Below are 21,325 nucleotides of genomic sequence, written 5' to 3'. Positions count from 1 at the left end.
GGTCGCGGCTGCGCCGGGACTCCCGGAGTGATCCAGGCGCCCCGGCGCAGCTGTGGACGGCATGGCCGCCGACGGCGAGCGCATGTCGAGAGCGGGGGACCGCGACGATCCGTCGCGTCCCACCTGCGCGTCGCCGGCCCCGCGGCCTGGGCTCGGCTCAGCGGCCGACCGACCGGATCACGGGCAGATCGCGTTGGTCATCGTGTCGAAGACCGTGCGGCCCTGCACATCGCGGAAGCTGAACGCCGACGCCACTCCCGTGGCGATCAGCTTCGTGCCGCTGAACGCGCGGCCGTCCTTCGTCACGTAGCAGTCCGGCGCGTAGGCGGTCGCGTCGGAGGGCACGCCGGACGCGATCCGCGTCTGCGGCACGGTCACGTCCGCGAACACGCCGTACCGGACGAGCGCGCCGTTCTGGATCACGTCGGCGATGTTGCGGCCCTGCTGATCGCGGAACACGTCGGCACTGGTCACCCCGGTGGTGATCAGGAGGGAGCCGTTGAAGAGGCGCCCGTCCGGGGTCAGGTGGTACCCGGGCGCCAGGACGGTCGATCCTGCTTGAACACCCGTGGTGATGACCTGGTTCTTCGTCGTGCCGACGTAGCGGACGATCTCGGTTCCGGTCAGGACGTCGATCACGTTCTGGTTGCCCGCATCGCGGAAGGAGTCGGCACTCGTCACTCCCGTGGTGACGAGTGTTCCGTCGGAGACCCGCAGCTCGCCGGACGGAGTGACGTAGTACGCCGGGGCGTGCACCGTCGAGCCGGCCGGGACGCCCGTGCCGAGGGCCTTCGGCGCCGGATCGCCCGAGACGAATCGGTAGAACACTCCGTCGGCGACGAAATCGGCGACGTCGCGGTTCTGCTGGTCTCGGAAGCCCTCGGCGCTGGTGACGCCGCTCGCCACCTTCGTCGAGCTGTGGTAGAGATCGCCGGACGCCGTCAGGTACAGCCGGGGTCCGACGGTCGCCGCGCCCGAGGGGACGCTGCCGTTGGACGTCGTGGACGTCGCCTCGTTGTTGAAGACGTACCGGATGGCACTCCCCTCGGTCGCCGTGGTGCTCGCCGACGCGCCCGCGGTCGTGGCGCCGGAGACGGCGGTGAGGGCGAGGCCGGTCTGGGCCACGTTGCCGGCCGTGACCGGGATGCTGACCCGTCCGTCCGAGCCGGTCGTCGCCGAGACGGTCTGCGCGCCGCCGCTGGTCAGGTCGGCGGGCAGCGTGATCGTGACCGCGGCTCCCGCCGCCGGGGTGCCGCCGGTCGTCGCCAGGACCGACACGCTGCGCGTCGTGCACGCGGTGAAGGTGTAGGCGGGGGCGTCGAAGGCGAGCTCGAGGACGGCCGATGCGGCGAAGGCGGGCGTGGCCACGGAGGCGGCGACCACCGGGATGGTCCACGCCGCGCCCTGCACGATCGTCCGGCGGGCAGGCCGCCCCGAGGTCGGAACGGTCCAGGAGTCCGGGGTGCCGGAGTGCTCCGCGCTCGGGTCCACTGAGTCGATGTGTGTCATGGGGTGTCCGTCTCTGTCGGAGGTGTCAGGGGTGTCCGACGCGCTGATCCTGCCCAAGAGCGGACCTCTGCTCGACGAGGAACGGGGTGTGACGACGTTCGATGCCCGTTCCTGGAGATTCCGTCGCCGTCGGCGTCATCCCACGTCGTCGATCCGGCGGAAGGTCCGCTGCATGTGGATGCGCGAGCTGAACCCGGCCGACTGCGCGACGCGGTCCAGGTCCGCCCCCGATCGGGAGCCGAGCTCGTCGAGGAGGCGCTGCGCCTCGAAGGCCCGCCACCGCTCGATCTGCTGGCGCGGTGTGGTGCCGGCGGAGGAGAACGCGCGGTGCAGGTGGCTGACCGACACTCCGAGGGTCTCCGCCAGCGTCTCCACCGTGAAGGAGCGGTCGCGGTAGTGGCGCTCGATCAGTCGACTGCCCGCGGCGAGGACCCCCGCTGCCGAGCGGTCCTCGCGGTCGAGAGCGGGCAGCAGCGCCGAGAACGCCGAGGCGATGAGGTGCTCGCTCGCGATCTCGAAGTGCTCGAAGGCCGCGTCGGACGACTTCACGTCGACGTTGAGGACCGTGTTCGCGGCGCCGATGAGAGCCCGCCAGTAGGGCTCGGGAAGATCCAGCACCGTGTCCATGATCGACGAGAACGAGCTCCCCCGGAGCACGGACGGACGCAGCTGCCACTCGAAGCGGGCCCAGGGGCTCACCGCCGCCGCGTACTGGACGGTCGAGGCGCGGGTCATCAGGGCGCTGCCGGGCGGGAGCCGGTGGTCGACGTCCCCGATCCTCACGCGACCGATCCCGTCGGCACTGAACAGCACGCGGAGCCGCCCGGGGTGGGGGAGGACCTCGAACTCCCCGCTCTGCAGCCACGCACGGCTGAGGCTGAGCCGGGGCGAGGTGATCGCATCGACGACGGCACCGTGGGGGAGAGGCCGCTGAGGGATCCAGCCGAGGCGTCGGAGCCGTCTCTCCGCTGCGCTCCAGGACTGCGGCATCACCGCACCGCTCGCCGCGGGACGGGGTCGAACGGATCGAGGAGGGCCGCGCGCCGCGCAGAGCGGAGGGTGTGGGACGACATCGATGCTCTCCTCGGGACAGCGGCCGTGACCACGGCGCCACCTCTCAGCATCCGACGGCGCTCGACGCGATCCCGCGATCGAGCACGATTCCTCGTCGGGACGAGCCCGAAACCTCGCCGATCCCGGTCGACGGCGACGGAGCCCGCGCCCCCGTCGACGACCCGGGGGCCGATGCGCTTCAGAGGGCGGTCACCGCGCCCACGCGGCCGCGCCACCGTCGAGCGAGTCGGACGCCACGCCCGCCGCTGCCGCCCGCTCCGCTGCCAGCCGCGACCGAACGCCGGAGGCGCAGTGCAGCACGAGCGGACCCGACGGCAGCGCTGCGGGATCGAAGCGCGACATCGGCATCCGCACCGCTCCCGGCACCGCCACGGAGCGGTCCTCGTCGTCCTCGCGGAGGTCCACCACGGTCGGGGGCGTCGGTCCGGCCAGCCGCTCCCGCAGCTCGGCCGCCGTGATCGAGCCGGCCGAGGCCCGCCGCTCCGGCACCGAGGGAACCCGCCGTTCGAGGGGGAGCTCGGCCCAGGAGGCGTCGAGAGCGTCGTGCACCAGCACGCGCCCGAAGAGCGGCTCTCCCGCACCGGTCACGAGCTTCACGACCTCCGCCGCCATCGCCGAGCCGATCATCGCGCAGAGCGCGCCCAGCACGCCGACACTCGCGCAGCTGTCGCCCGCGTCCTCGGCCTCAGGGTGCAGAGCACGCAGCGTCACGCCGCCGCCCGGAGCCGCGGCCCAGAAGGTCGACAGCTGGCCGTCGAAGCCGAGCGCCGACCCCCACACGTGCGGGATCCCGGCGCGCGTCGTCGCATCCGAGGCGAGGTAGCGCGCGCCGAAGGTGTCGAATCCGTCGACCACCACGTCCCAGCCGGCGACGAGGGCGTCGACGTTGGCCGAGGTCAGCGAGACGGGGAACGCGCGGGCGTCGATGCCCGGGGACAGCCGCCGCGCGGTCGCCGCAGCGGACTCCGCCTTCGACCGGCCAACCGAGGAGTCGTCGTGCGCCGTCTGCCGCGCCAGGTTCGAGAGCTCGACGACGTCGCCGTCCACGATGCCGAGCCGGCCGACTCCGGCCGCGGCGAGCGCCGTGATCACCGGCGAGCCGATGCCGCCCGCTCCGAGGACGAGCACGCGTGCGTTCCGGAGGCGCCGCTGCCCCAGCTCCCCGATCGGCCCCAGGCGGATCTGCCGCGCGAACCGCTCCCACTCGGCGGCGGTCAGCGGTGGTCCGGGTTCGACGAGCGGAGTCATGCGAGCTCCTTCCTCCACTGGCCCTCGTGGGCGACGGGGACGAAGCCGACGGCCTCGTTCACGGCGAGCATGGGGCGGTTCTCCTCGGCGTTCCAGGTGTAGACGGCGCCGCACTCCGGCGCGGTCAGGGCGAGCTGCTCGAGGGCGTCGAGCTTGAGCAGCATCCCCAGCCGGTGTCCGCGGTGCTCGGGCAGGACGAGGGTGTCGCCCCAGAGGGCGGCGCGGCCCGGGATCACGTCGACGGTGCAGTATCCGGCCAGGCGCCCGCTCGCGCGGTGCAGTGCCGCGGAGGTCAGCTCGATACGCCCTCCGGCCGCGGCGCCGGTCTCGTGGGCGGCGAGCCTCGCGCGGGTCCACGTCTCCTCCGGCACGGAGAGGCCGGCAGACGGGGCCTGGACCGACATCCGCGAGCGCAGGAGCAGGAGGTCCTCGATCCACTCCTCCGGCGCCGCGCCTCGCCAGTGCAGCAGGTCGTAGCCGGAGGCGTGCTCCGACGCCGCGGCCCGTCGCGACGCCGTGACCTCGCCGTCGAGGGGGAGCCGGGCGACGCTCACCCGCTCCACCTGCTCGAGCGACCAGCCGCGGGCGGCCAGCCGTCGCGACCCGGGGTCGGCGGAGGGGACGGATCCGGCTCCCGAGAGCGCGTCGATCCGCGGGCCCGAGGCGTCGGCCCGGTGGGCCGTCCAGGTCTGCAGGACACGGCGGCCGAGAGCGACCGCCTCGCCGCTCAGTCGCTCCATCAGCGCCGTGCCGACTCCTCGGCCGCGCTCGGCAGGGAGGACCGAGATCGACACCCAGGCCGCGTCGTCGTCCGGGGCGGTGCTCCAGTGCAGCTCGCCGCTGCCGACGGGTCGGCCGCCGGACTCGGCGAGGAAGGCGCGGCGGGGGGAGTGCTCGCGCTGCTGCCACTCCCCGAGGCTCGTCTCGGCGGGGAAGCCCAGATCGGCGGTGCCGGTCCCCTCCGCCTCGACCGCGTCGCCGATGGCGGTGAGGGCGAGGAAGTCGCTCCAGCCGGTGCCCCCCGCTCGCTCGGGGATCACGAGCTCGCGGATGCGCGGCGTCGGGTCGGAGGAGCGGTTCACCACCCCAGTGTGCACTCCCGAGCGCCGGGAGCGCCCGTCCGGCCCGTTCCGTCCGCCCAGCGTCGCAGCAGGTCCGCGCGATCGGGCTCCGCCTCCCGGTCCCGGCGCGGCCGTCGGCTACCGTGGAGGCGTTGTGGACGGGAGCGAGGCGGCCGGGTGTACCTGAAGAGCCTGACCCTCAAGGGTTTCAAGTCCTTCGCTCAGCCGACCACGTTCGCCTTCGAGCCGGGGGTCACCTGCGTCGTCGGCCCCAACGGCTCGGGCAAGAGCAACGTCGTCGACGCGCTCGCCTGGGTGATGGGGGAGCAGGGAGCGAAGACCCTCCGCGGCGGCAAGATGGAGGACGTCATCTTCGCGGGCACTTCCACCCGCGGTCCTCTCGGCCGCGCCGAGGTGGCTCTCACCATCGACAACTCGGACGGCGCCCTGCCGATCGAGTACACCGAGGTGACCATCACCCGGACCCTCTTCCGCAACGGCGGCAGCGAGTACGCGATCAACGGACGCGGCTGTCGGCTGCTCGACGTGCAGGAGCTGCTGAGCGACTCCGGTCTCGGGCGCGAGATGCACGTCATCGTCGGGCAGGGGCAGCTCGACGCGGTGCTGCACGCGACCCCCGAGGAGCGGCGCGGGTTCATCGAGGAGGCCGCCGGGATCCTCAAGCACCGCCGCCGCAAGGAGAAGACGCTCCGCAAGCTCGAGGCGATGCAGGCCAACCTCACCCGACTCTCCGACCTCGCGGGCGAGATCCGGCGCCAGCTCAAGCCCCTCGGGCGCCAGGCGGAGGTCGCGCGGCAGGCCCAGACGATCGCCGCCGTGGTGCGCGACGCCCGGGCGCGCCTGCTCGCCGACGACGTGGTCGCCCTCCGGACCGCTCTGGACGGCTTCGCCCGCACCGAGAGCGAGCGGCACAGCGAGCGGGTGGTCCTGCAGCAGCGGCTCGAGCAGGCGACGCTGCGGCGAGCGCGGATCGAGGCGGAGGCGGTCGGCGACGCGGTCGACGATGCGCGGCGCACCTCGTTCGAGCTGGAGTCGGTGCAGGAGCGGCTGCGGAACCTGTCGGCCCTCGCCGGGCAGCGGCTCGCGATGCTCGAGCTCGAGTCCGAGCAGCCGCAGATCCAGCCGCGGGTCACGCCCGCGCAGGTGGAGGAGGCACAGATCGAGCTGGAGCGCCTGCGGCAGGCCGTCCTCGACGCGGAGACGGCCTGGGTCCAGGCGCAGCGCACGACCGTCGCGGCCCGCTCCGCCCTCGACACCGTCGACGAGGAGATCGCCGCGCAGGCGGCCCTCGTCTCGCGCCACGACCTCGAGCTCTCCACTCTCTCGGGGCAGGCCGACACCGCCGCGTCCCGTCTCGCATCCGTCCGGGGCGAGGTCCTGCGTGCGCAGAACACGCTGGACGCGGCCGACCGGCGGAAGGAGGCGGCGCGGCGGGCGCTCGACGCACTGGAGGCCGAGCTGGACGACGCGGGCCGCGGCCCCGACGGCGGCCTCGACGAGGGCTACGAGTTCGCCCAGTCCGCGGTCTCGGCCGCCGAGGGCGGGATCGAGCGGCTGCGCGAGGAGCTGCACGCCCTGGAGCGCGAGCGCGAGGCGCTGGCCGCCCGCACGGGTGCTCTGTCTCTGGCCCTCGACGTCTCGGACGGCTCGGCCGAGCTGATCGCAGCCCGGGTCGAGGGGGTGCGCGGGCGGGTCGCCGAAGGGATCCAGGTGCGGCCGGGGTCCGAGGCCGCGATCGCCGCCGCACTCGGCGCGATCGCCGACGCCGTGCTGGTCGAATCGACCGCCCGGGCCGACGCTGCAGTGGACGCCGCGCTGGAACGCGACCTCGGACGCGTCGAGCTGCTGGTCGCCGACGCCGCGCGCCCGCACGTCGCCCTCACCGTTCCCGAGGGAGCGGTCCGCGCGGGCGACCTCGTCACGGCGCCGGCCGGCGTCCTCTCGCTCCTGGAGCGCGTGCTCGTGGTCGAGGACCTCGCCGCGGCGCGGCGCCTGCGGGAGCGGACCGATCCCGGCACCGTCCTGGCCGCCCGGGACGGAGCGATCCTCTCCGACGCCGTGCAGAGCGCCGGTTCCGGCGGGCAGCGCAGCCGGATCGAGCTCGTCTCCGAGCGCGACTCGGCCGCCGCCCGGCTGGACGAGGTCGAGGGCGGGATCGACCGGCTCCGCTTCGAGCTGGCCGAGCAGACCGGCGCACTCCGCGGAGCGAGGGAGCAGGCCGCGAGCGCTCTCTCGGCCCTCCGCGAGCACGACGCCGCCCGCGCTGCCCACACCGAGCGGCTCGGCGGCGTGCGCGCCCAGCTCGAGGCGGCCACCGCCGAGCACGGCCGCGGCTCGAGGGCGCTGGCCGTCGCCTCGGACCGGGTCGGCGACGCCGAGCGCGCGGCTCAGGAGGCGAAGTCGGCGCTCGACGCCGCGCGCGCCCGGCCCCGGCCGGTGCTCGACGCGAGTGCCCGCGACGGTCTGCAGCGCGACGTCGAGACCGCGCGCGAGCGAGAGATCGAGGCGCGGCTCGGCGTCGAGACCGCCAAGGAGCGGGTGCGCGCGGAGCAGTCCCGCGGGGAGGCGCTGGCCCGCCAGCTGGCCGCCGACCGCGCCGCCGCCGACGAGGCCGCGCGCCGCGCCGTGATCCGCCGCCGCCAGCGCGACGCGGCGGCCGAGGTGACCGCCGCGCTCCCCGCCGTCCTCTCCTCCGTCGACCGCTCCGTCCAGCACGCCCGGGCCGAGCTCGTCGCGGCCGAGGCGGCGCGCGCGCAGCAGAACGCCGAGCTGCAGGGGCTCCGCCGCGAGGAGGGGAGCCTGCGCGACCGGCTCCAGTCCGTGACCGAGAGCGTCCACGGCCTCGAGCTGCAGATCTACGAGAAGAGGCTGCAGCTCAGCGGTCTGCTCGAGCGCGCCGCGTCCGAGCTCGGGCTCGCCGAGGACGTGCTGGTGGAGGAGTACGGTCCCGGAGTCGGCGTCCCCGACGAGACGGACGAGGAGCAGGAGCCGCGGCCGTACGTCCGCGAGGAGCAGCGCCGCCGCCTCGAGAAGGCCGAGAAGCAGCTCGGGCAGCTGGGCCGCGTCAATCCGCTCGCGCTGGAGGAGTTCGCCGCCCTGGAGCAGCGGCACGCGTTCCTGACCGAGCAGCTGGCCGACCTCACCGGGACCCGCCGCGACCTCCTCACCATCATCGAGGAGCTCGACGAGACGATGCAGACGGTGTTCGCCTCCGCCTTCGACGACACGCAGGCGGCGTTCGCGGACGTGTTCCCGATCCTCTTCCCCGGCGGCACCGGCAGCATCCGCCTGACCGACCCGGAGAACCTGCTCACCACCGGCATCGAGGTCGCGGTGCGGCCGGCCGGCAAGAAGATCGAGCGGCTCTCGCTCCTCTCCGGAGGGGAGCGCTCGCTCGCGGCCGTGGCGTTCATGGTCGCCATCTTCAAGTCGCGGCCGAGCCCCTTCTACATCATGGACGAGGTGGAGGCCGCGCTCGACGACGCCAACCTCGGCCGGCTGCTCAGCATCTTCGAGGACCTGCGCACCTCCAGCCAGCTGATCGTCATCACCCACCAGAAGCGGACCATGGAGATCGCGGACGCCCTTTACGGGGTCTCGATGCGGCAGGACGGAGTCTCGGCCGTCGTCGGCCAGCGGGTCGCCGCGCCCCCGGCCTGAACCCGCCTCCCCGACCGCTCGGAGGCGCGCCCGCCGGTAGCCTGGACCCATGGCAGAACGCACCTCCTGGTCGCTCGGCCGCGCACTGCGCGGCCTGTTCGAGAAGCGCACGATCGACGACCAGACCTGGGACGACCTCGAGACGGCGCTGATCACCGCCGACTTCGGTCCCGACATCACCGAGGAGATCGTCGACGACCTCCGCGCCAAGGTGGCCCGCTACTCCACCACCGACCCGCGCGACCTGCAGCGGATGCTCCGCGAGTCCCTCGAGGAGCGCCTGTCGAAGTACGACACGACCCTCAAGCTCAGCGAGCGCCCCGCCGTGATCCTCGTGGTCGGCGTGAACGGCGTCGGCAAGACCACGACCATCGGCAAGTTCGCCAAGTTCCTCCGCAACTACGGCCGGAGCGTCGTGGTCGGCGCGGCCGACACCTTCCGTGCCGCGGCGGTCGACCAGCTCGCCACCTGGGCGCAGCGCGCCGACGCCCAGATCGTCCGCCCGCAGCAGGAGCGCCAGGATCCGGCGTCCGTCGCCTTCCAGACCGTGCAGTTCGCGAAGGACACCGGCGTCGAGATGGTCATCATCGACACGGCCGGCCGCCTGCACACCAAGGGCGGGCTGATGGACGAGCTCACGAAGATCAAGCGCGTCATCGAGAAGCAGGCGCCGATCTCCGAGATCCTGCTCGTGCTCGACGCGACGACCGGTCAGAACGGGCTGAGCCAGGCCGAGGCGTTCATCGAGCACGCCGGCGTCACCGGCCTGGTCATCACGAAGCTCGACGGCTCGGCGAAGGGCGGCTTCGTCCTCGCCGTGCAGGAGAAGACCGGCATCCCGATCAAGCTCGTCGGCCAGGGCGAGGGCATCGGCGACCTCACCGGCTTCACCCCCCACGTCTTCGCCCAGCAGCTCGTCAGCTGAGCGGCCCCGCCCGGGACGACGCACCGGCGCCGTCCCGGTGACGGTTCACACGGCCTGCGAGAAGCCCAGCGCCGCGTCGGCGAGGTGGCGCAGGTGCTCCGGAACCGGCAGCCCCTTCGACTCCATCGAGCGCGCCCAGAGGCGGCCGGCCCGGTAGGAGGAGCGGACCAGGGGCCCGGCGAGGACACCGAGGAAGCCGATGTCCTCGGCCTCCTCCTTGATCGCCACGAACTCCTCCGGGTGCACCCAGCGGTCGACCGGCAGGTGCCGCGGCGTCGGGCGGAGGTACTGCGTGATGGTCACGATGTCGGTGCCGGCGTCGTAGAGGTCCTGCAGCGCCTGCGAGATCTCCTCCCGCTCCTCGCCCATGCCGAGGATGAGGTTCGACTTCGTGATCAGCCCCGCCTCCCGGCCCTGGGTGAGCACGTCGAGCGAGCGCTCGTAGCGGAAGGCCGGCCGGATGCGCTTGAAGATCCGCGGCACCGTCTCGACGTTGTGGGCGAACACCTCCGGCTCCGCGTCGAACACCCGCTGCAGGTGCTCGGCGCGGCCGGTGAAGTCCGGGACCAGGATCTCGACCCCCGTGCCCGGAGCCTGGGCGTGGATCTGGCGGATGGTCTCGGCGTAGAGCCAGGAGCCCTCGTCCGGCAGGTCGTCGCGGGCGACTCCGGTGACGGTCGCGTAGCGGAGGTTCATCCGCGCCACGGACTCGCCGACGCGCCGGGGCTCGTCCGCGTCGTAGTCCGCGGGCTTCCCGGTGTCGATCTGGCAGAAGTCGCAGCGGCGGGTGCACTGGGCGCCCCCGATGAGGAAGGTCGCCTCCCGGTCCTCCCAGCACTCGAAGATGTTGGGGCAGCCCGCCTCCTGGCAGACGGTGTGCAGCTCCTCGCTCTTCACCAGCGACTGCAGCTGCCTGTACTCCGGGCCCATCGAGGCCTTCGTGCGGATCCACTCGGGCTTGCGCTCGATCGGCGTCTCGGCGTTGCGGATCTCCAGCCGCAGCAGCTTGCGGCCGCCGGCCTCGGCGCTCACGCGGCGACCTCCTCGATGCGGGCGGAGAAGGCGGGGGCCGCCTCCGAGAAGCGCGCCGCCACCCGCGCCCGCACCGCCTCCATGGGCGGAGCCTCGCCGCGCTCGCGCTCGAGCGTGGTCACTCCGGCGTCTGCGATGCCGCAGGCGACGATGCGGGCGTAGGGCTCGAGGCTGTTCGCGACGTTGAGGGCGAATCCGTGCATCGTCACGCCCGAGGCGACGCGGATGCCGATCGCGCCGATCTTGTCGGCGCCGCCGTCCCTCGGGATCCACACTCCCGAGCGCCCGTCGACGCGCCGACCCTGCACGCCCAGGTCGTCGAGCGCGGCGATCAGCACGCCCTCCAGCGAGCGGACGTAGGCGACGACGTCGACCGGCTCGCCGAGACGCACGATCGGGTAGCCGACGAGCTGGGCCGGGCCGTGCCAGGTGATCCTGCCCCCTCGGTCGACGTCGACCACGGGCGAGCCGTCGTCCGGGCGCTCGTGCGCCTCGGTGCGCTTGCCGGCGGTGTAGACGGAGGAGTGCTCGCAGAGCACGAGGGTGTCCGGCCTCGCGCCCGCCACCACCTCGGCATGCAGGCGGCGCTGGAGCTCCCAGCCGTCGCGGTAGTCCAGGGGGTCCGCGGAGTCGCCCGCCACCAGTGTCTCGATCACCGGGCCACCCTAACCTCGTTCTTGGACCGAGACCAGTTAATCCGCCCGGCCGCGATCGCGCCGATCACGGGCCGATCGGCGGCCCCGCCCGCCGACGCTCCGGGCCTCCGGTAGAATTCCGGGCATCATGGCTACTTTCGGCACCCTCTCCGATCGACTCGTCGAGACCTTCAAGAACCTCCGCACGAAGGGCAAGCTCTCCGCGTCGGACGTCGACGGCACCGTCCGCGAGATCCGGCGCGCCCTGCTCGACGCCGACGTCGCGCTGGAGGTCGTGAAGGAGTTCACCGGCAAGGTGCGCGAGCGCGCCCTCGGCGACGAGGTCAACAAGGCGCTCAACCCGGCCCAGCAGGTCGTCCAGATCGTCAACGAGGAGCTCGTCGCGATCCTCGGCGGGCAGTCCCGCCGCCTCGAGTTCGCCAAGCGCCCGCCGACCGTCATCATGCTCGCCGGCCTCCAGGGCGCGGGCAAGACGACCCTCGCCGGCAAGCTCGGCAAGTACCTCGGCAAGGACGGCCACACGCCGCTCCTCGTCGCGGCCGACCTCCAGCGCCCCAACGCGGTGCAGCAGCTGCAGGTCGTCGGCGAGCAGGCCGGAGTCGCGGTCTACGCGCCCGAGCCGGGCAACGGCGTCGGCAACCCGGTCAAGGTCGCCCAGAACGCGATCCGCTTCGCGACCGACAAGCAGTACGACACGGTCATCATCGACACGGCCGGACGCCTGGGCGTCGACGCCGACATGATGAAGCAGGCCGCCGACATCCGCCGCGTCACGAACCCGGACGAGGTGCTGTTCGTGATCGACGCGATGATCGGCCAGGACGCGGTCGCGACCGCGAAGGCCTTCCAGGAGGGCGTCGACTTCACCGGCGTCGTCCTGTCCAAGCTCGACGGCGACGCCCGCGGAGGCGCGGCGCTCTCGGTCGCCTCGCTCACCGGCCGCCCGATCCTCTTCGCCTCCACGGGCGAGTCGCTCGACGACTTCGAGCAGTTCCACCCCGACCGCATGGCGAGCCGCATCCTCGACCTCGGCGACGTGCTGACCCTCATCGAGCAGGCGCAGTCCGCGTTCGACGAGGACGAGGCCCGCAAGATCGCCGAGAAGATCATGGGGGACACGTTCACCCTCGACGACTTCCTCGGCCAGATGCAGCAGCTGCGCAACATGGGCTCGATCAAGAAGATGATCGGCATGCTGCCCGGTGCGAAGGGCATGCGCGAGCAGCTCGACCAGTTCGACGAGCGCGAGATCGTGCGCACCGAGGCGATCATCCAGTCGATGACGAAGGCGGAGCGGGTCAACCCGAAGCTGCTCAACGGCTCGCGGCGCCTGCGCATCGCCCGCGGATCCGGCATGACGGTCACGGACGTCAACCAGCTCGTCCAGCGCTTCGAGCAGGCCGCCAAGATGATGAAGACGGTCGCCAAGGGCGGCATGCCCTCGGTCCCCGGCATGGGCCCCGTTCCCGGAGCCGGGTACCAGGGCCGTCCGAAGCCGCAGAAGAAGAAGAGCAGCAAGTCCGGCAACCCCGCCAAGCGCGCGGCCGAGAACGCCGCGATCACCTCGGCGCCCCGCCCGGGCGACGCGGGCGGCTCCGGCTTCGGCCTGGGCGGCGGTGCCGGCAAGGGCGCCCAGCCCACGCCGGAGGAGCTCGAGCAGCTGCAGAAGCTCCTCGGCCGATGAGGCGGGTCGCGGCCGGACGCGCGGGCGGGGTCCTCGTCCTCGCGGCCCTGCTCGGGCTCACCGGCTGCGCCGAGGGCTCCGGGGTCGACGCGATGACAGCGCCCTCTCCGGAGGACCTCGTCGGGCGCTGGGTGACCGGCGTGGCCTACGACGCGCCCGACGTGCCGTTCCTCCTGATCGCCGAGAACGGGACCTGGACCGGCTCCGACGGCTGCAACGGCGCGCAGGGGGAGTGGTCGATCGACCAGGAGGGCGCGCTCACCGTCTCGGCCGGGCCGAGCACGCTGATCGCCTGCGACGGCGTCGCCCTGCCGAGGATCTTCTCGGGGGCGGCGATGGCCTCGCTCGACGGCGGGCGGCTCCGCCTGTTCGACGACGACGGCGCCACGGTCGTCAAGCTCGCCCGCTCCACGAGCGACGAGGCGCCGACCGCCTCGCCGGATCCGGCGGGGGAGTAGCGGGGCTGCTCGAAGTGACGCCGGGGAGCCCCAGGGTGCGCCCCGCTCGCTAGCGTGAGGGCATGACAACCGCACACGCGCGCCCCGTCCGCATCGGCGTCCAGATCGCACCGCAGCACGTCCCCTACGAGGTCATCCGCGACACGCTCGCCGAGCTCGAGGACCTCGGCGTCGACATCGCCTTCAACTGGGACCACTTCTTCCCGCTCTCCGGGGAGCCGAACGGCCTGCACTTCGAGGGCTGGAGCATGCTCGCGGCCTGGGCCGAGCAGACCAGCCGCATCGAGTTCGGCCCGCTGGTCACCTGCAACAGCTACCGCAACCCCGACCTCCTCGCCGACATGGCGCGCACGGTCGACCACATCAGCGCCAAGGGCGCCGAGGGCCGTCTGATCTTCGGCATCGGCTCGGGCTGGTTCGAGCGCGACTACGAGGAGTACGGCTACGAGTTCGGCACCCCCGGCTCGCGACTCGACGAGCTCTCCGAGGCGATGCCGCGCATCCGCAGCCGCTGGTCGATGCTCAACCCGGCGCCCACCCGCGACATCCCGGTGATGATCGGCGGCGGAGGCGAGAAGAAGACGCTGCGGATCGTCGCCGAGCACGCCGACATCTGGCACAGCTTCTCGGACGTCCCGACGCTCGAGCGCAAGCTCGGCGTGCTGTCGGAGTGGTGCGGCCGCGTCGACCGCGACCCGGCGGCGATCGAGATCTCGACCGGCGCGAGCGTGCGCGGCGGGGTCGGCGACGCCTCCTTCGACGTGCTCGACCAGCAGTACGACCTCGGCGCCCGCCTGTTCACGCTCGGCATCACGGGCCCGGACATCGACCTGGCGCCCGTGCGCGACCTGCTCGGCTGGCGCGACGGGAAGAACAGCACCGCGCGCTGACCGGTCGGGACGCCGTCGTCGGGCGGCGTCCCGCGTCGGCGTCAGGTCGCCGGAGCGTCCGTCGCCTTCTGGTCGGTCGGCACGGCGCGGGCGAGCCCGGACTTCTCCGCTGCGACCTCGAACGCGTCGGCCAGAGCCCGCTGGCCCTCGACGGTCGGATGCACGCCGTCCTCGCCGAGCAGGCCGTCATCGCGCAGCGGGTCCGGGTACTCGAGCGCGCCGCCGCCGGCGGCGGTGACGGCCTCGACCAGCGCCGCGTCGTACTCGTCGAGGTCGGTGGGGCGCGGGTCCGGGCCCCAGACCGAGTCGAGCGCGATGAGCCGGGCCGACGGCGACGCGGAGGCGATCGCGTCGACGGCCGGGCCGATCGCCGCGTCCACGTCCTCGGGATCCCAGCCCAGGTCGTTGCTGCTGGCGATCAGGACGATCGCGTCGGGCTCCGTGTCGGCGATCTCCTCCGCGCGGTCGCCGATCGCGACGCCGCAGTCGCCCGGCTCGATGAAGCCGCCGCCGTCGCAGCCCAGGTTGGTGACCGCCCAGCCGAGGTCGTCGCCGACGAGTGCGGGCCAGGCCTGGTCCGGGTCGACGTTCAGACCGCGCACGATGCTGTCGCCGACGACGGTCACCCGGGAGCCGGCGGGCAGCGAGCCGCCGATCGACAGCGGCAGCGGATCCGCGGTGACGGTGGGGAGGGGAGTGGCGGTGCCGGCGGGCGACGCGCTCGCCGGGCCGGTCGTGGTCGAGGACGAGCAGCCGGCGAGGCCGAGGGCCAGGGCGCCGATCGCGGCTGCGGCGAGGAGGACGGGACGCGTCATGAGCGGGGATCCTGGAGCCCGTCGCGCAACTCGCCCGCGAGCGCCCGGACCACTGCCTTCAGGTCGCCGTCGTTCGCCGCGGCCGTCCGCAGCTGGCGCTGGTAGCTCGCTCCCGCGACCAGGATCAGCTCGACGTCGCCGAGCTCCTTCACGCAGTCGAGACGCTCGGCGACCGGTGCGAGGGTGACGAGCAGGTCGCGGATGTCGTCGGTGACCAGCCGCTCCGCTCCAGCGGCGTCGAGGATGATCTCGGCGTCGAGCCCGTAGCGGGCCGCGCGCCACTTGTTCTCGCGCACGTACCAGGGCTGCATCGTCGGAAGGTCCTCGCCCGCGTCCAGCCGCGACGAGAGGTGCTCGACGAGGCACTGGATCAGCGCCGCGACCGCTCCGATCTCCTCCGCGGAGGAGAGGCCGTCGCACGCGCGCATCTCGAGAGTGCCCCACTGCGGCGAGGGGCGGATGTCCCAGCGGACCTCCGTGTGATCGTCGATGACGCCGGTGCGCATCATGTCGTCGACGTACTCCTCGTAGTTCGCCCAGGCGCCGAACTGCGGAGGCAGGCCCGCCGTCGGCAGCTGCTGGAACATCAGCGCGCGGTTCGAGGCGTAGCCCGTGTCGACTCCGCCCCAGAACGGGCTCGACGCCGAGAGCGCCTGCAGGTGCGGGTAGTAGTCGAGCAGGGAGTTGAGGATCGGCAGCACCTTGTCGCGGTGCTCGACGCCGACGTGCACGTGGATGCCCCAGATCATCATGTTCCGGCCCCACCACTGGGTCCGGTCGATGAGGCGGTGGTACCGCTCCTTGTCCGTGATGGCCTGGTCGAACCACTGCGCGAACGGGTGCGTGCCCGAGCACACGAGGTCGAGTCCCATGGGGTCGGTGATCTCGCGCACCTGCCGCAGCTGGTCCTGCAGGTCGGCGACCGCGTCGCGGACGGAGGTGTGCACGCCGGAGACCAGCTCGACCGTGTTGCGCAGGAGCTCGCCGGTGATGTGCGGGTGCGGGGCGCCGTCGTCGCTGCGGAGCGCCTCCAGCACCACATCGGCGACGTTGGCGAGATCGCCCGTCTGCCGGTCGACGATCGCGACCTCCCACTCGATCCCGAGCGTGGAGCGGTCTGATGCGGCGAAGCTGATCTCCATGGCGTGGTCCTCATCGGATCCGGGCGTCCGCCGATCGGGACGCGCCTCGCCATCCTGCCACCTGCGGCCGGGGCGGACGCCGAGCCCCGGCGGAGGCCTTCCGGGTCCCGCGCGGCCCGCTCCCGCGAGGGTGCCGCTGGTCGGCGGCGTGCCGGGCCCGCACCGGGGCGGTTTTTCTGGCAGAATGATCCGTCGGGTCCGAGGCGGTCGACCCTCTACTCACCGCCGACGAAACCCCCTCGAGCTTCCGCCGGGTGTGCCCCCACGCTCACGGCTCAGTTCATCCATCATCGACCGGACACCGGTCAACGACCACACAGGAGAATTGTGGCTGTCAAGATTCGTCTGAAGCGCCTCGGCAAGATCCGGGCGCCCTACTACCGCATCGTCGTCGCCGACTCGCGCACCAAGCGCGACGGCCGCGTGATCGAGGAGATCGGCAAGTACCACCCGACCGAGCAGCCCTCGTTCATCCAGGTCGACTCGGAGCGCGCGCAGTACTGGCTCGGAGTCGGCGCGCAGCCGACCGAGCAGGTCGCCGCGATCCTCAAGCTGACCGGCGACTGGGGCCGCTTCAAGGGCGACGCCGACGCCGTCAGCACCGTCCAGGTGAAGGAGCCCAAGGCTCCGTTCGTCGTCGACGCGAAGAAGAAGCCCGTCCTCAAGCCGAAGTCCGAGGCTCCGGCCAAGGCCGCCCCGGTCGAGGACACCGCCGACGAGACCTCCACCGAGGCGTAGTCAGTGCTCGCTCCCGCCGTCGAACACCTCGTCAAGGGGATCGTCGAGAACCCCGATGAGGTCAGTGTCGTGGCCACGAGCTCCCCGCGCGGAGAGGTCCTCGAGGTGCGCGTGCACCCCGAGGACCTCGGCCGCGTGATCGGACGCTCCGGTCGCACCGCCAAGGCCGTCCGCACTCTCGTCGCCGCGCTCGCCGACGGGCGCCGCGTGCGCGTCGACGTCGTCGACACCGACAAGTAGAGGTGTCGGTCACCGGACCGGGCACGACGCAGCTCCGCGTCGCCCGACTCACCAAGGCCCACGGGCTCAAGGGCGCCATCAAGCTCGAGCTGTACACGGACGAGCCCGACAAGCGCTTCACCCCCGGATCCACGTTCACGCTGCAGGTCCCGCGCACCTCCGAGTGGCACGGCAAGAAGCTCGAGCTCGTCGAGCTGCGCTGGTACAACAGCCACCCCGTCGCGTTCTTCCGAGGCGTCGACGACCGCAACGCCGCTGAGACCCTCCTGAAGGCGATCCTCTGGATCGACGAGGAGGTGCAGACCCAGCCGGGCGAGGACGACTCCTGGTACGACTACCAGCTGGTCGGCATGAAGGTCGTCCGCGACGGCGTCGAGGTCGGCACCGTCCGCCGCGTCGACCACTTCCCCGCGCAGGACCTGCTCATCGTCGGTACCCCCTCCGGCGAGGTGATGGTGCCGTTCGTGAACGCGATCGTCCCCTCCGTCGACGCCGCGGCCGGGATCGTCACGGTCACGCCTCCGATCGGCCTCTTCGAGGAGGCTCCTGAGGAGGAGCCCGCCGCGGTCGACCTCAGCGGCGTCGACCTCGCGGACCCGGCGCTGAGCTCGCCTGCGGACGCCGACGAGACGGACGCCTCCGCTGACGCGGACTCCGCTGACGCGGACTCCGCTCTCGAGGAGCCCGCCGACGACGAGCCCCCGGCCGCCTCCGACCCCGCCTCCGAGGAGGAGCCCCGGTCGTGAGGATCGACATCGTCACGATCTTCCCGGAGTTCTTCGGCGTGCTCGACATCAGCCTGCTCGGCCGTGCGCGGCAGAGCGGGCTGATCGAGCTCGGCGTGCACGACCTGCGCGACTTCACCCACGACCGTCACCGCACCGTCGACGACACGCCCTACGGCGGCGGCGCCGGCATGGTGATGCGACCGGAGCCGTGGGGCGAGGCGCTCGACACGATCCTCGACGGCGCGGACGACCCCGTCGTGATCTTCCCGTCGCCCGCGGGCGAGCTGTTCACCCAGGCGACCGCCCGCGAGCTCGCGGAGGAGTCCACCCTCGTCTTCGGCTGCGGCCGCTACGAGGGCATCGACCAGCGCGTCGTGGACCACACCGCCGAGCGCGCGCGGGTCCGGCTGATCAGCCTCGGCGACTACGTCCTCAACGGAGGAGAGGTCGCCGTGATGGCGATGATCGAGGCCGTCGGACGCCTGGTCCCGGGCGTCGTCGGCAACCCGGCGAGCCTGGTCGAGGAGAGCCACTCCGACGGGCTGCTCGAGTACCCGAGCTACACCAAGCCGGCCTCCTGGCGGGGCCTCGACGTCCCTCCGGTGCTCCTCAGCGGCAACCACGGGGCGATCGCCGCCTGGCGCCACGAGCAGAGCGTCGAGCGCACGCGCCGCGTCCGCCCCGAACTGCTTCCCTAGCCCCGCGCCGCACGGTCACCGGGCCGCGAGGGCCAGGTGCCGGTCGCGGAGGGCGAGGAAGAGGGGGAACGCGAACGCGAGGGCGACCAGCGGCGCGAGCAGCACCAGGATCCACACGCGGCGCATCCCGATCCGGCGGCCCTCCACCACCATGAAGGCGACGGCCGCGATCGCGACGACCAGCAGGTCGGTCGAGAACGACGACACCCACGGCCCGCCTGCGGCGAGGCCGGCGAGCACGTCCGCGCCCTCCTGCATCGCCCGCACGTTCCAGGTCCAGGTCCCGATCAGCCCGGCGAGGGCGAGGACGAGGTAGACGATCCCGAGCGGCGTCCAGCCGCGGTGCAGCCGGCTCATGCGCGGGCCTCCGTTCGTGCGAGGGTGAGGATCGTCCCTCCTGCGAGGGCGACCACCGCCACAGTAGCGACGGCGAGGGTCAGCGCGTCCGGTGCGGTCAGCGCCTGTCCGCGCAGCGCCTGCCAGCAGGTGAGGGCGACCGCGGCCGCCCAGCCCGCCGAGGCCAGTGCGACGAGCCGCAGCCGGGTGGATCCGGGGCGCAGCACGGGGATCCGCGGTGCCAGCCGTCCGAGCAGCAGCGCGAGCAGCGGGAGCCCCTGCAGAGCGTGCATCCCGACGAAGTGCGGGATGCGCAGATCGCCCCCGATGGTGCTCCAGCCCAGGAGCGGGAGGCCGGGTCCGCCGTCCGCGACTCCGACGGCGTGCGCGCCGACGACGCCCTGGTAGTCGCTGATCTGGCCGGGCGAGGGCCCCGTCATCAGGAACGCGAGGGCCATCCCGACGAGCCCGATCACGAGTCCGGCACGGACGGCGAGCGTCAGCGCAGGGTCGCCGAGCGGCACCCGCGCCAGGAGGGCGGCGAGGACCAGCGTCGCCAGCCAGACCACCACGATGGAGACAGCCATCGAGGCCCAGAGCGCGGCGTGCAGGGGAGTGGAGACGTCGAAGTGGCTGCGCTCGCCGACCAGGGCGGCGCCTCCGATCACGACCATCTCGACCGCCAGGCCGACTGCCGCGACCGTGCCCAGCGCTCGGGCGAGGCGGCGCCGGCGGGGCACGAGCCCGATCAGCCAGGCGAGCGTCACGGCGTACAGCGCGATCGAGAGGCAGAACTTCAGCGGCTTGCCCCAGAGCGGCTGTCCGCCGAGCTCGCGGGGATCGAGGACCAGCGCGATCGCGCAGAGGAGGGCGCCGACCGCCATCGCGGCAGCGAGCACCAGGAGCGGCCGGTGCGGAGCGGCGGAGGCCGTGCGCGCGGGCGTCTCGGTCGCCGCACTCATCGGGGCACCTCCGTCGAGCCGAAGCGGCTCTGCGTCTCGCGCGCCTGGGCGACGCGCCGGAGCGACTGCAGCACCACGTCTCCGAGCGCGGTGCCGACGGCGGCGACGGCGGCCTGCTCGCTCACGCTGTCGCGGGCCTGCAGTTCGTCGAGGTCGGCGGAGGCGACGAGGGCGGCGGCGTGTGCGTAGGCCTCGAGCCAGCCGGCACTCATCGGTCCGGTGGAGAGCTCGAGCGCGTCGAGCGCCCGTGCCGCCGTCGCGACGGCAGGGTGGCCGCAGTGGTCGGAGCCCGCGGCCTCGGCGATCCGCCGCGTCGACGCCTCGGTGGCGGACGCTGTCGAGTCGGCGCTCACGGAGACCACGTCCTGCGCCACCTCGAACGCCGCTGTCGGACCGACGCCCGCGTCGAGCGCCGCCGTGATCCGCTTCGCGCCGGCGATGCCGACGCCGCCGCTCTCGATGAGCGCCCGGAGCAGCGTCAGGCGGGCGACATGGGCGTCCCCGTACTCCGCCCGCTGAGGGCCGGCGGCGTCGCCCGGCGGCAGCAGCCCCTCCCGGATGTAGTACTTGATCGTAGGCAGGCTGACGCCGCTGCTGCGGCTGAGCTCCGAGATTCTCACGTGGACAGTATCGCTATCGGATAGCGGTACTGTCCATCATTCGGTCAGTCCCGCTCGGAGAGGACGATGTTCCCCGTCTCGGTGATGGCGATCGTGTGCTCCATGTGGGCGCCGCGAGAGCCGTCACGGCTGCGGAGGGTCCAGCCGTCCTTGTCCGTGTAGATCTCGTCGGTCGTCTGCAGGAACCACGGCTCGATCGCGACGACGAGGCCCGGGCGGAGCGGGTAGCCGCGGCCGGCGCGTCCGTCGTTGGGGATGTGCGGATCGCCGTGCATCGTGCGGCCGACGCCGTGGCCGCCGAAGTCGGTGTTGATGGACAGGCCCTCGGCGTGCGCGACGGCCGCGATGGCCGCGGAGATGTCGCCGATCTTCTTCCCGGGCTGGGCGGCGGCGATGCCGGCCTCGAGCGCGCGGGTGGTGGTGTCGATGAGGGCGAGGTCCTCCTCGCGCGGCGTCCCGACCACGACGCTGATGGCCGAGTCGGCGACCCAGCCGTTCACGGAGGCGGCGAAGTCGAGGGTGAGCAGGTCGCCGTCCTTCAGCCGGTAGTCGAAGGGCAGGCCGTGCAGCACCGCGTCGTTGACGGAGGTGCAGATGACCTTGCCGAAGGGGCTCGCGCCGAAGGAAGGGTGGTAGTCGATGTAGCAGGACTCGGCGCCGGCCGTGCGGATCATGTCGTGGGCGAGCCGGTCGAGCTCCAGCAGGTTCACGCCGACCGCGGCGGCGGCGGAGGTGGCCTTCAGTACTTCGCCGACGAAGCGGCCGGCGGGGCGCATCTCCTCGATCTCGGCGGGGGTGCGTAGCTCGATCATCCTGATCCTCTCGGGG

At 72.8% G+C, this 21,325-nt stretch carries 21 protein-coding genes; 9 read left to right on the top strand and 12 right to left on the bottom strand.

The window, feature by feature from the left end:
• Nucleotides 1–177: 177 nt before the first annotated feature.
• The 4 genes from GSU40_RS09160 to GSU40_RS09145 form a co-directional block, all read right to left on the bottom strand.
• Nucleotides 178–1,509 carry a hypothetical protein gene (locus tag GSU40_RS09160; RefSeq protein WP_160034675.1) on the bottom strand — a complete coding sequence of 444 codons (1,332 nt, stop codon included), beginning with the start codon at nt 1,507–1,509 and terminating at the stop codon, nt 178–180.
• Nucleotides 1,510–1,644: 135 nt separating this feature from the next.
• A complete protein-coding gene (locus tag GSU40_RS09155; protein WP_160034673.1) occupies nt 1,645–2,292 on the bottom strand; it encodes an AraC family transcriptional regulator in 648 nt (215 codons plus the stop codon).
• Between the two features lie 480 nt (nt 2,293–2,772).
• A complete protein-coding gene (locus tag GSU40_RS09150) occupies nt 2,773–3,831 on the bottom strand; it encodes a ThiF family adenylyltransferase (protein ID WP_160034670.1) in 1,059 nt (352 codons plus the stop codon).
• Nucleotides 3,828–4,913 carry a GNAT family N-acetyltransferase gene (locus GSU40_RS09145; protein WP_160034667.1) on the bottom strand — a complete coding sequence of 362 codons (1,086 nt, stop codon included), beginning with the start codon at nt 4,911–4,913 and terminating at the stop codon, nt 3,828–3,830. The genes GSU40_RS09150 and GSU40_RS09145 overlap by 4 nt, the downstream gene beginning before the upstream one ends.
• Nucleotides 4,914–5,069: 156 nt before the next feature.
• On the opposite strand from GSU40_RS09145, the gene smc reads away from it, so the two are divergent.
• Entirely contained in the window at nt 5,070–8,573 is a 3,504-nt protein-coding gene (gene smc / locus GSU40_RS09140) for a chromosome segregation protein SMC (RefSeq protein WP_160034665.1), read from the top strand.
• A 49-nt stretch (nt 8,574–8,622) separates the two neighbouring features.
• On the top strand, nt 8,623–9,498 hold the full coding sequence (ftsY, locus tag GSU40_RS09135; protein WP_068253475.1) for a signal recognition particle-docking protein FtsY: 876 nt from the start codon (nt 8,623–8,625) through the stop codon (nt 9,496–9,498).
• A gap of 45 nt (nt 9,499–9,543) precedes the next feature.
• On the opposite strand, the gene lipA is transcribed toward ftsY, so the two are convergent.
• On the bottom strand, nt 9,544–10,530 hold the full coding sequence (gene lipA / locus GSU40_RS09130; RefSeq protein WP_104226884.1) for a lipoyl synthase: 987 nt from the start codon (nt 10,528–10,530) through the stop codon (nt 9,544–9,546).
• On the bottom strand, nt 10,527–11,186 hold the full coding sequence (gene lipB / locus GSU40_RS09125; protein ID WP_160034662.1) for a lipoyl(octanoyl) transferase LipB: 660 nt from the start codon (nt 11,184–11,186) through the stop codon (nt 10,527–10,529). The genes lipA and lipB overlap by 4 nt, the downstream gene beginning before the upstream one ends.
• Before the next feature lie 127 nt (nt 11,187–11,313).
• On the opposite strand from lipB, the gene ffh reads away from it, so the two are divergent.
• The 3 genes from ffh to GSU40_RS09110 all read left to right on the top strand — a co-directional run bounded on the left by ffh (nt 11,314) and on the right by GSU40_RS09110 (nt 14,218).
• The gene (ffh, locus tag GSU40_RS09120; RefSeq protein WP_160034659.1) at nt 11,314–12,870 is read left to right on the top strand and encodes a signal recognition particle protein; all 1,557 of its coding nucleotides are present in this window, start codon (nt 11,314–11,316) and stop codon (nt 12,868–12,870) included.
• Complete coding sequence (locus GSU40_RS09115; protein WP_160034657.1) at nt 12,867–13,328, top strand: META domain-containing protein; 462 nt, start codon at nt 12,867–12,869, stop codon at nt 13,326–13,328. Before ffh ends, GSU40_RS09115 begins: the two co-directional genes overlap by 4 nt.
• A gap of 62 nt (nt 13,329–13,390) precedes the next feature.
• Nucleotides 13,391–14,218, top strand: a complete 828-nt coding sequence (locus tag GSU40_RS09110) for an LLM class F420-dependent oxidoreductase (protein ID WP_159914350.1) — start codon at nt 13,391–13,393, stop codon at nt 14,216–14,218.
• A gap of 41 nt (nt 14,219–14,259) precedes the next feature.
• Here GSU40_RS09110 and GSU40_RS09105 read toward each other — a convergent pair whose 3' ends face one another.
• Both GSU40_RS09105 and GSU40_RS09100 read right to left on the bottom strand, forming a co-directional pair.
• Nucleotides 14,260–15,033, bottom strand: a complete 774-nt coding sequence (locus GSU40_RS09105; RefSeq protein ID WP_160034654.1) for an SGNH/GDSL hydrolase family protein — start codon at nt 15,031–15,033, stop codon at nt 14,260–14,262.
• Nucleotides 15,030–16,175, bottom strand: a complete 1,146-nt coding sequence (locus GSU40_RS09100; RefSeq protein ID WP_160034595.1) for a glutamate--cysteine ligase — start codon at nt 16,173–16,175, stop codon at nt 15,030–15,032. Before GSU40_RS09100 ends, GSU40_RS09105 begins: the two co-directional genes overlap by 4 nt.
• A 327-nt stretch (nt 16,176–16,502) precedes the next feature.
• On the opposite strand from GSU40_RS09100, the gene rpsP reads away from it, so the two are divergent.
• Genes rpsP through trmD form a run of 4 tightly spaced genes read left to right on the top strand, consistent with a single transcriptional unit; the run spans nt 16,503 to nt 18,579 of the window.
• Complete coding sequence (gene rpsP, locus GSU40_RS09095) at nt 16,503–16,913, top strand: 30S ribosomal protein S16 (protein ID WP_104223912.1); 411 nt, start codon at nt 16,503–16,505, stop codon at nt 16,911–16,913.
• A gap of 3 nt (nt 16,914–16,916) precedes the next feature.
• Complete coding sequence (locus GSU40_RS09090; RefSeq protein WP_068210678.1) at nt 16,917–17,153, top strand: RNA-binding protein; 237 nt, start codon at nt 16,917–16,919, stop codon at nt 17,151–17,153.
• Nucleotides 17,154–17,155: 2 nt separating this feature from the next.
• Nucleotides 17,156–17,899 carry a ribosome maturation factor RimM gene (rimM, locus tag GSU40_RS09085; RefSeq protein WP_160034593.1) on the top strand — a complete coding sequence of 248 codons (744 nt, stop codon included), beginning with the start codon at nt 17,156–17,158 and terminating at the stop codon, nt 17,897–17,899.
• Entirely contained in the window at nt 17,896–18,579 is a 684-nt protein-coding gene (gene trmD, locus GSU40_RS09080) for a tRNA (guanosine(37)-N1)-methyltransferase TrmD (protein ID WP_104226875.1), read from the top strand. The genes rimM and trmD overlap by 4 nt, the downstream gene beginning before the upstream one ends.
• Before the next feature lie 15 nt (nt 18,580–18,594).
• Here trmD and GSU40_RS09075 read toward each other — a convergent pair whose 3' ends face one another.
• The 4 genes from GSU40_RS09075 to map are packed head-to-tail and all read right to left on the bottom strand — an operon-like array spanning nt 18,595 to nt 21,309.
• Nucleotides 18,595–18,936: a DUF2834 domain-containing protein gene (locus GSU40_RS09075; protein WP_104250523.1), complete on the bottom strand. Its 342-nt coding sequence runs from the start codon at nt 18,934–18,936 to the stop codon at nt 18,595–18,597.
• Complete coding sequence (locus GSU40_RS09070; RefSeq protein WP_160034591.1) at nt 18,933–19,877, bottom strand: hypothetical protein; 945 nt, start codon at nt 19,875–19,877, stop codon at nt 18,933–18,935. Before GSU40_RS09070 ends, GSU40_RS09075 begins: the two co-directional genes overlap by 4 nt.
• Nucleotides 19,874–20,497 (bottom strand): MerR family transcriptional regulator, encoded by a 624-nt coding sequence (locus GSU40_RS09065; protein ID WP_160034589.1) that lies wholly within the window; start codon nt 20,495–20,497, stop codon nt 19,874–19,876. Before GSU40_RS09065 ends, GSU40_RS09070 begins: the two co-directional genes overlap by 4 nt.
• 44 nt (nt 20,498–20,541) lie before the next feature.
• The gene (gene map, locus GSU40_RS09060; protein ID WP_160034587.1) at nt 20,542–21,309 is read right to left on the bottom strand and encodes a type I methionyl aminopeptidase; all 768 of its coding nucleotides are present in this window, start codon (nt 21,307–21,309) and stop codon (nt 20,542–20,544) included.
• Nucleotides 21,310–21,325: the final 16 nt, after the last annotated feature.

Source organism: Rathayibacter sp. VKM Ac-2805 (genome assembly GCF_009834265.1).
GTDB lineage: Bacteria > Actinomycetota > Actinomycetes > Actinomycetales > Microbacteriaceae > Rathayibacter.
This window is presented reverse-complemented; position numbering and strand designations above follow the sequence as displayed.

Excerpts from the sequence above, each read along its gene's own strand:
- GSU40_RS09160 (WP_160034675.1), bottom strand. The coding sequence starts at position 1,509 with ATGACACACATCGACTCAGTGGACCCGAGCGCGGAGCACTCCGGCACC.
- GSU40_RS09150 (WP_160034670.1), bottom strand. The coding sequence starts at position 3,831 with ATGACTCCGCTCGTCGAACCCGGACCACCGCTGACCGCCGCCGAGTGG.
- ftsY (WP_068253475.1), top strand. The coding sequence starts at position 8,623 with ATGGCAGAACGCACCTCCTGGTCGCTCGGCCGCGCACTGCGCGGCCTG.
- ffh (WP_160034659.1), top strand. The coding sequence starts at position 11,314 with ATGGCTACTTTCGGCACCCTCTCCGATCGACTCGTCGAGACCTTCAAG.
- GSU40_RS09115 (WP_160034657.1), top strand. The coding sequence starts at position 12,867 with ATGAGGCGGGTCGCGGCCGGACGCGCGGGCGGGGTCCTCGTCCTCGCG.
- GSU40_RS09110 (WP_159914350.1), top strand. The coding sequence starts at position 13,391 with ATGACAACCGCACACGCGCGCCCCGTCCGCATCGGCGTCCAGATCGCA.
- GSU40_RS09105 (WP_160034654.1), bottom strand. The coding sequence starts at position 15,033 with ATGACGCGTCCCGTCCTCCTCGCCGCAGCCGCGATCGGCGCCCTGGCC.
- GSU40_RS09100 (WP_160034595.1), bottom strand. The coding sequence starts at position 16,175 with ATGGAGATCAGCTTCGCCGCATCAGACCGCTCCACGCTCGGGATCGAG.
- GSU40_RS09075 (WP_104250523.1), bottom strand. The coding sequence starts at position 18,936 with ATGAGCCGGCTGCACCGCGGCTGGACGCCGCTCGGGATCGTCTACCTC.
- GSU40_RS09070 (WP_160034591.1), bottom strand. The coding sequence starts at position 19,877 with ATGAGTGCGGCGACCGAGACGCCCGCGCGCACGGCCTCCGCCGCTCCG.
- map (WP_160034587.1), bottom strand. The coding sequence starts at position 21,309 with ATGATCGAGCTACGCACCCCCGCCGAGATCGAGGAGATGCGCCCCGCC.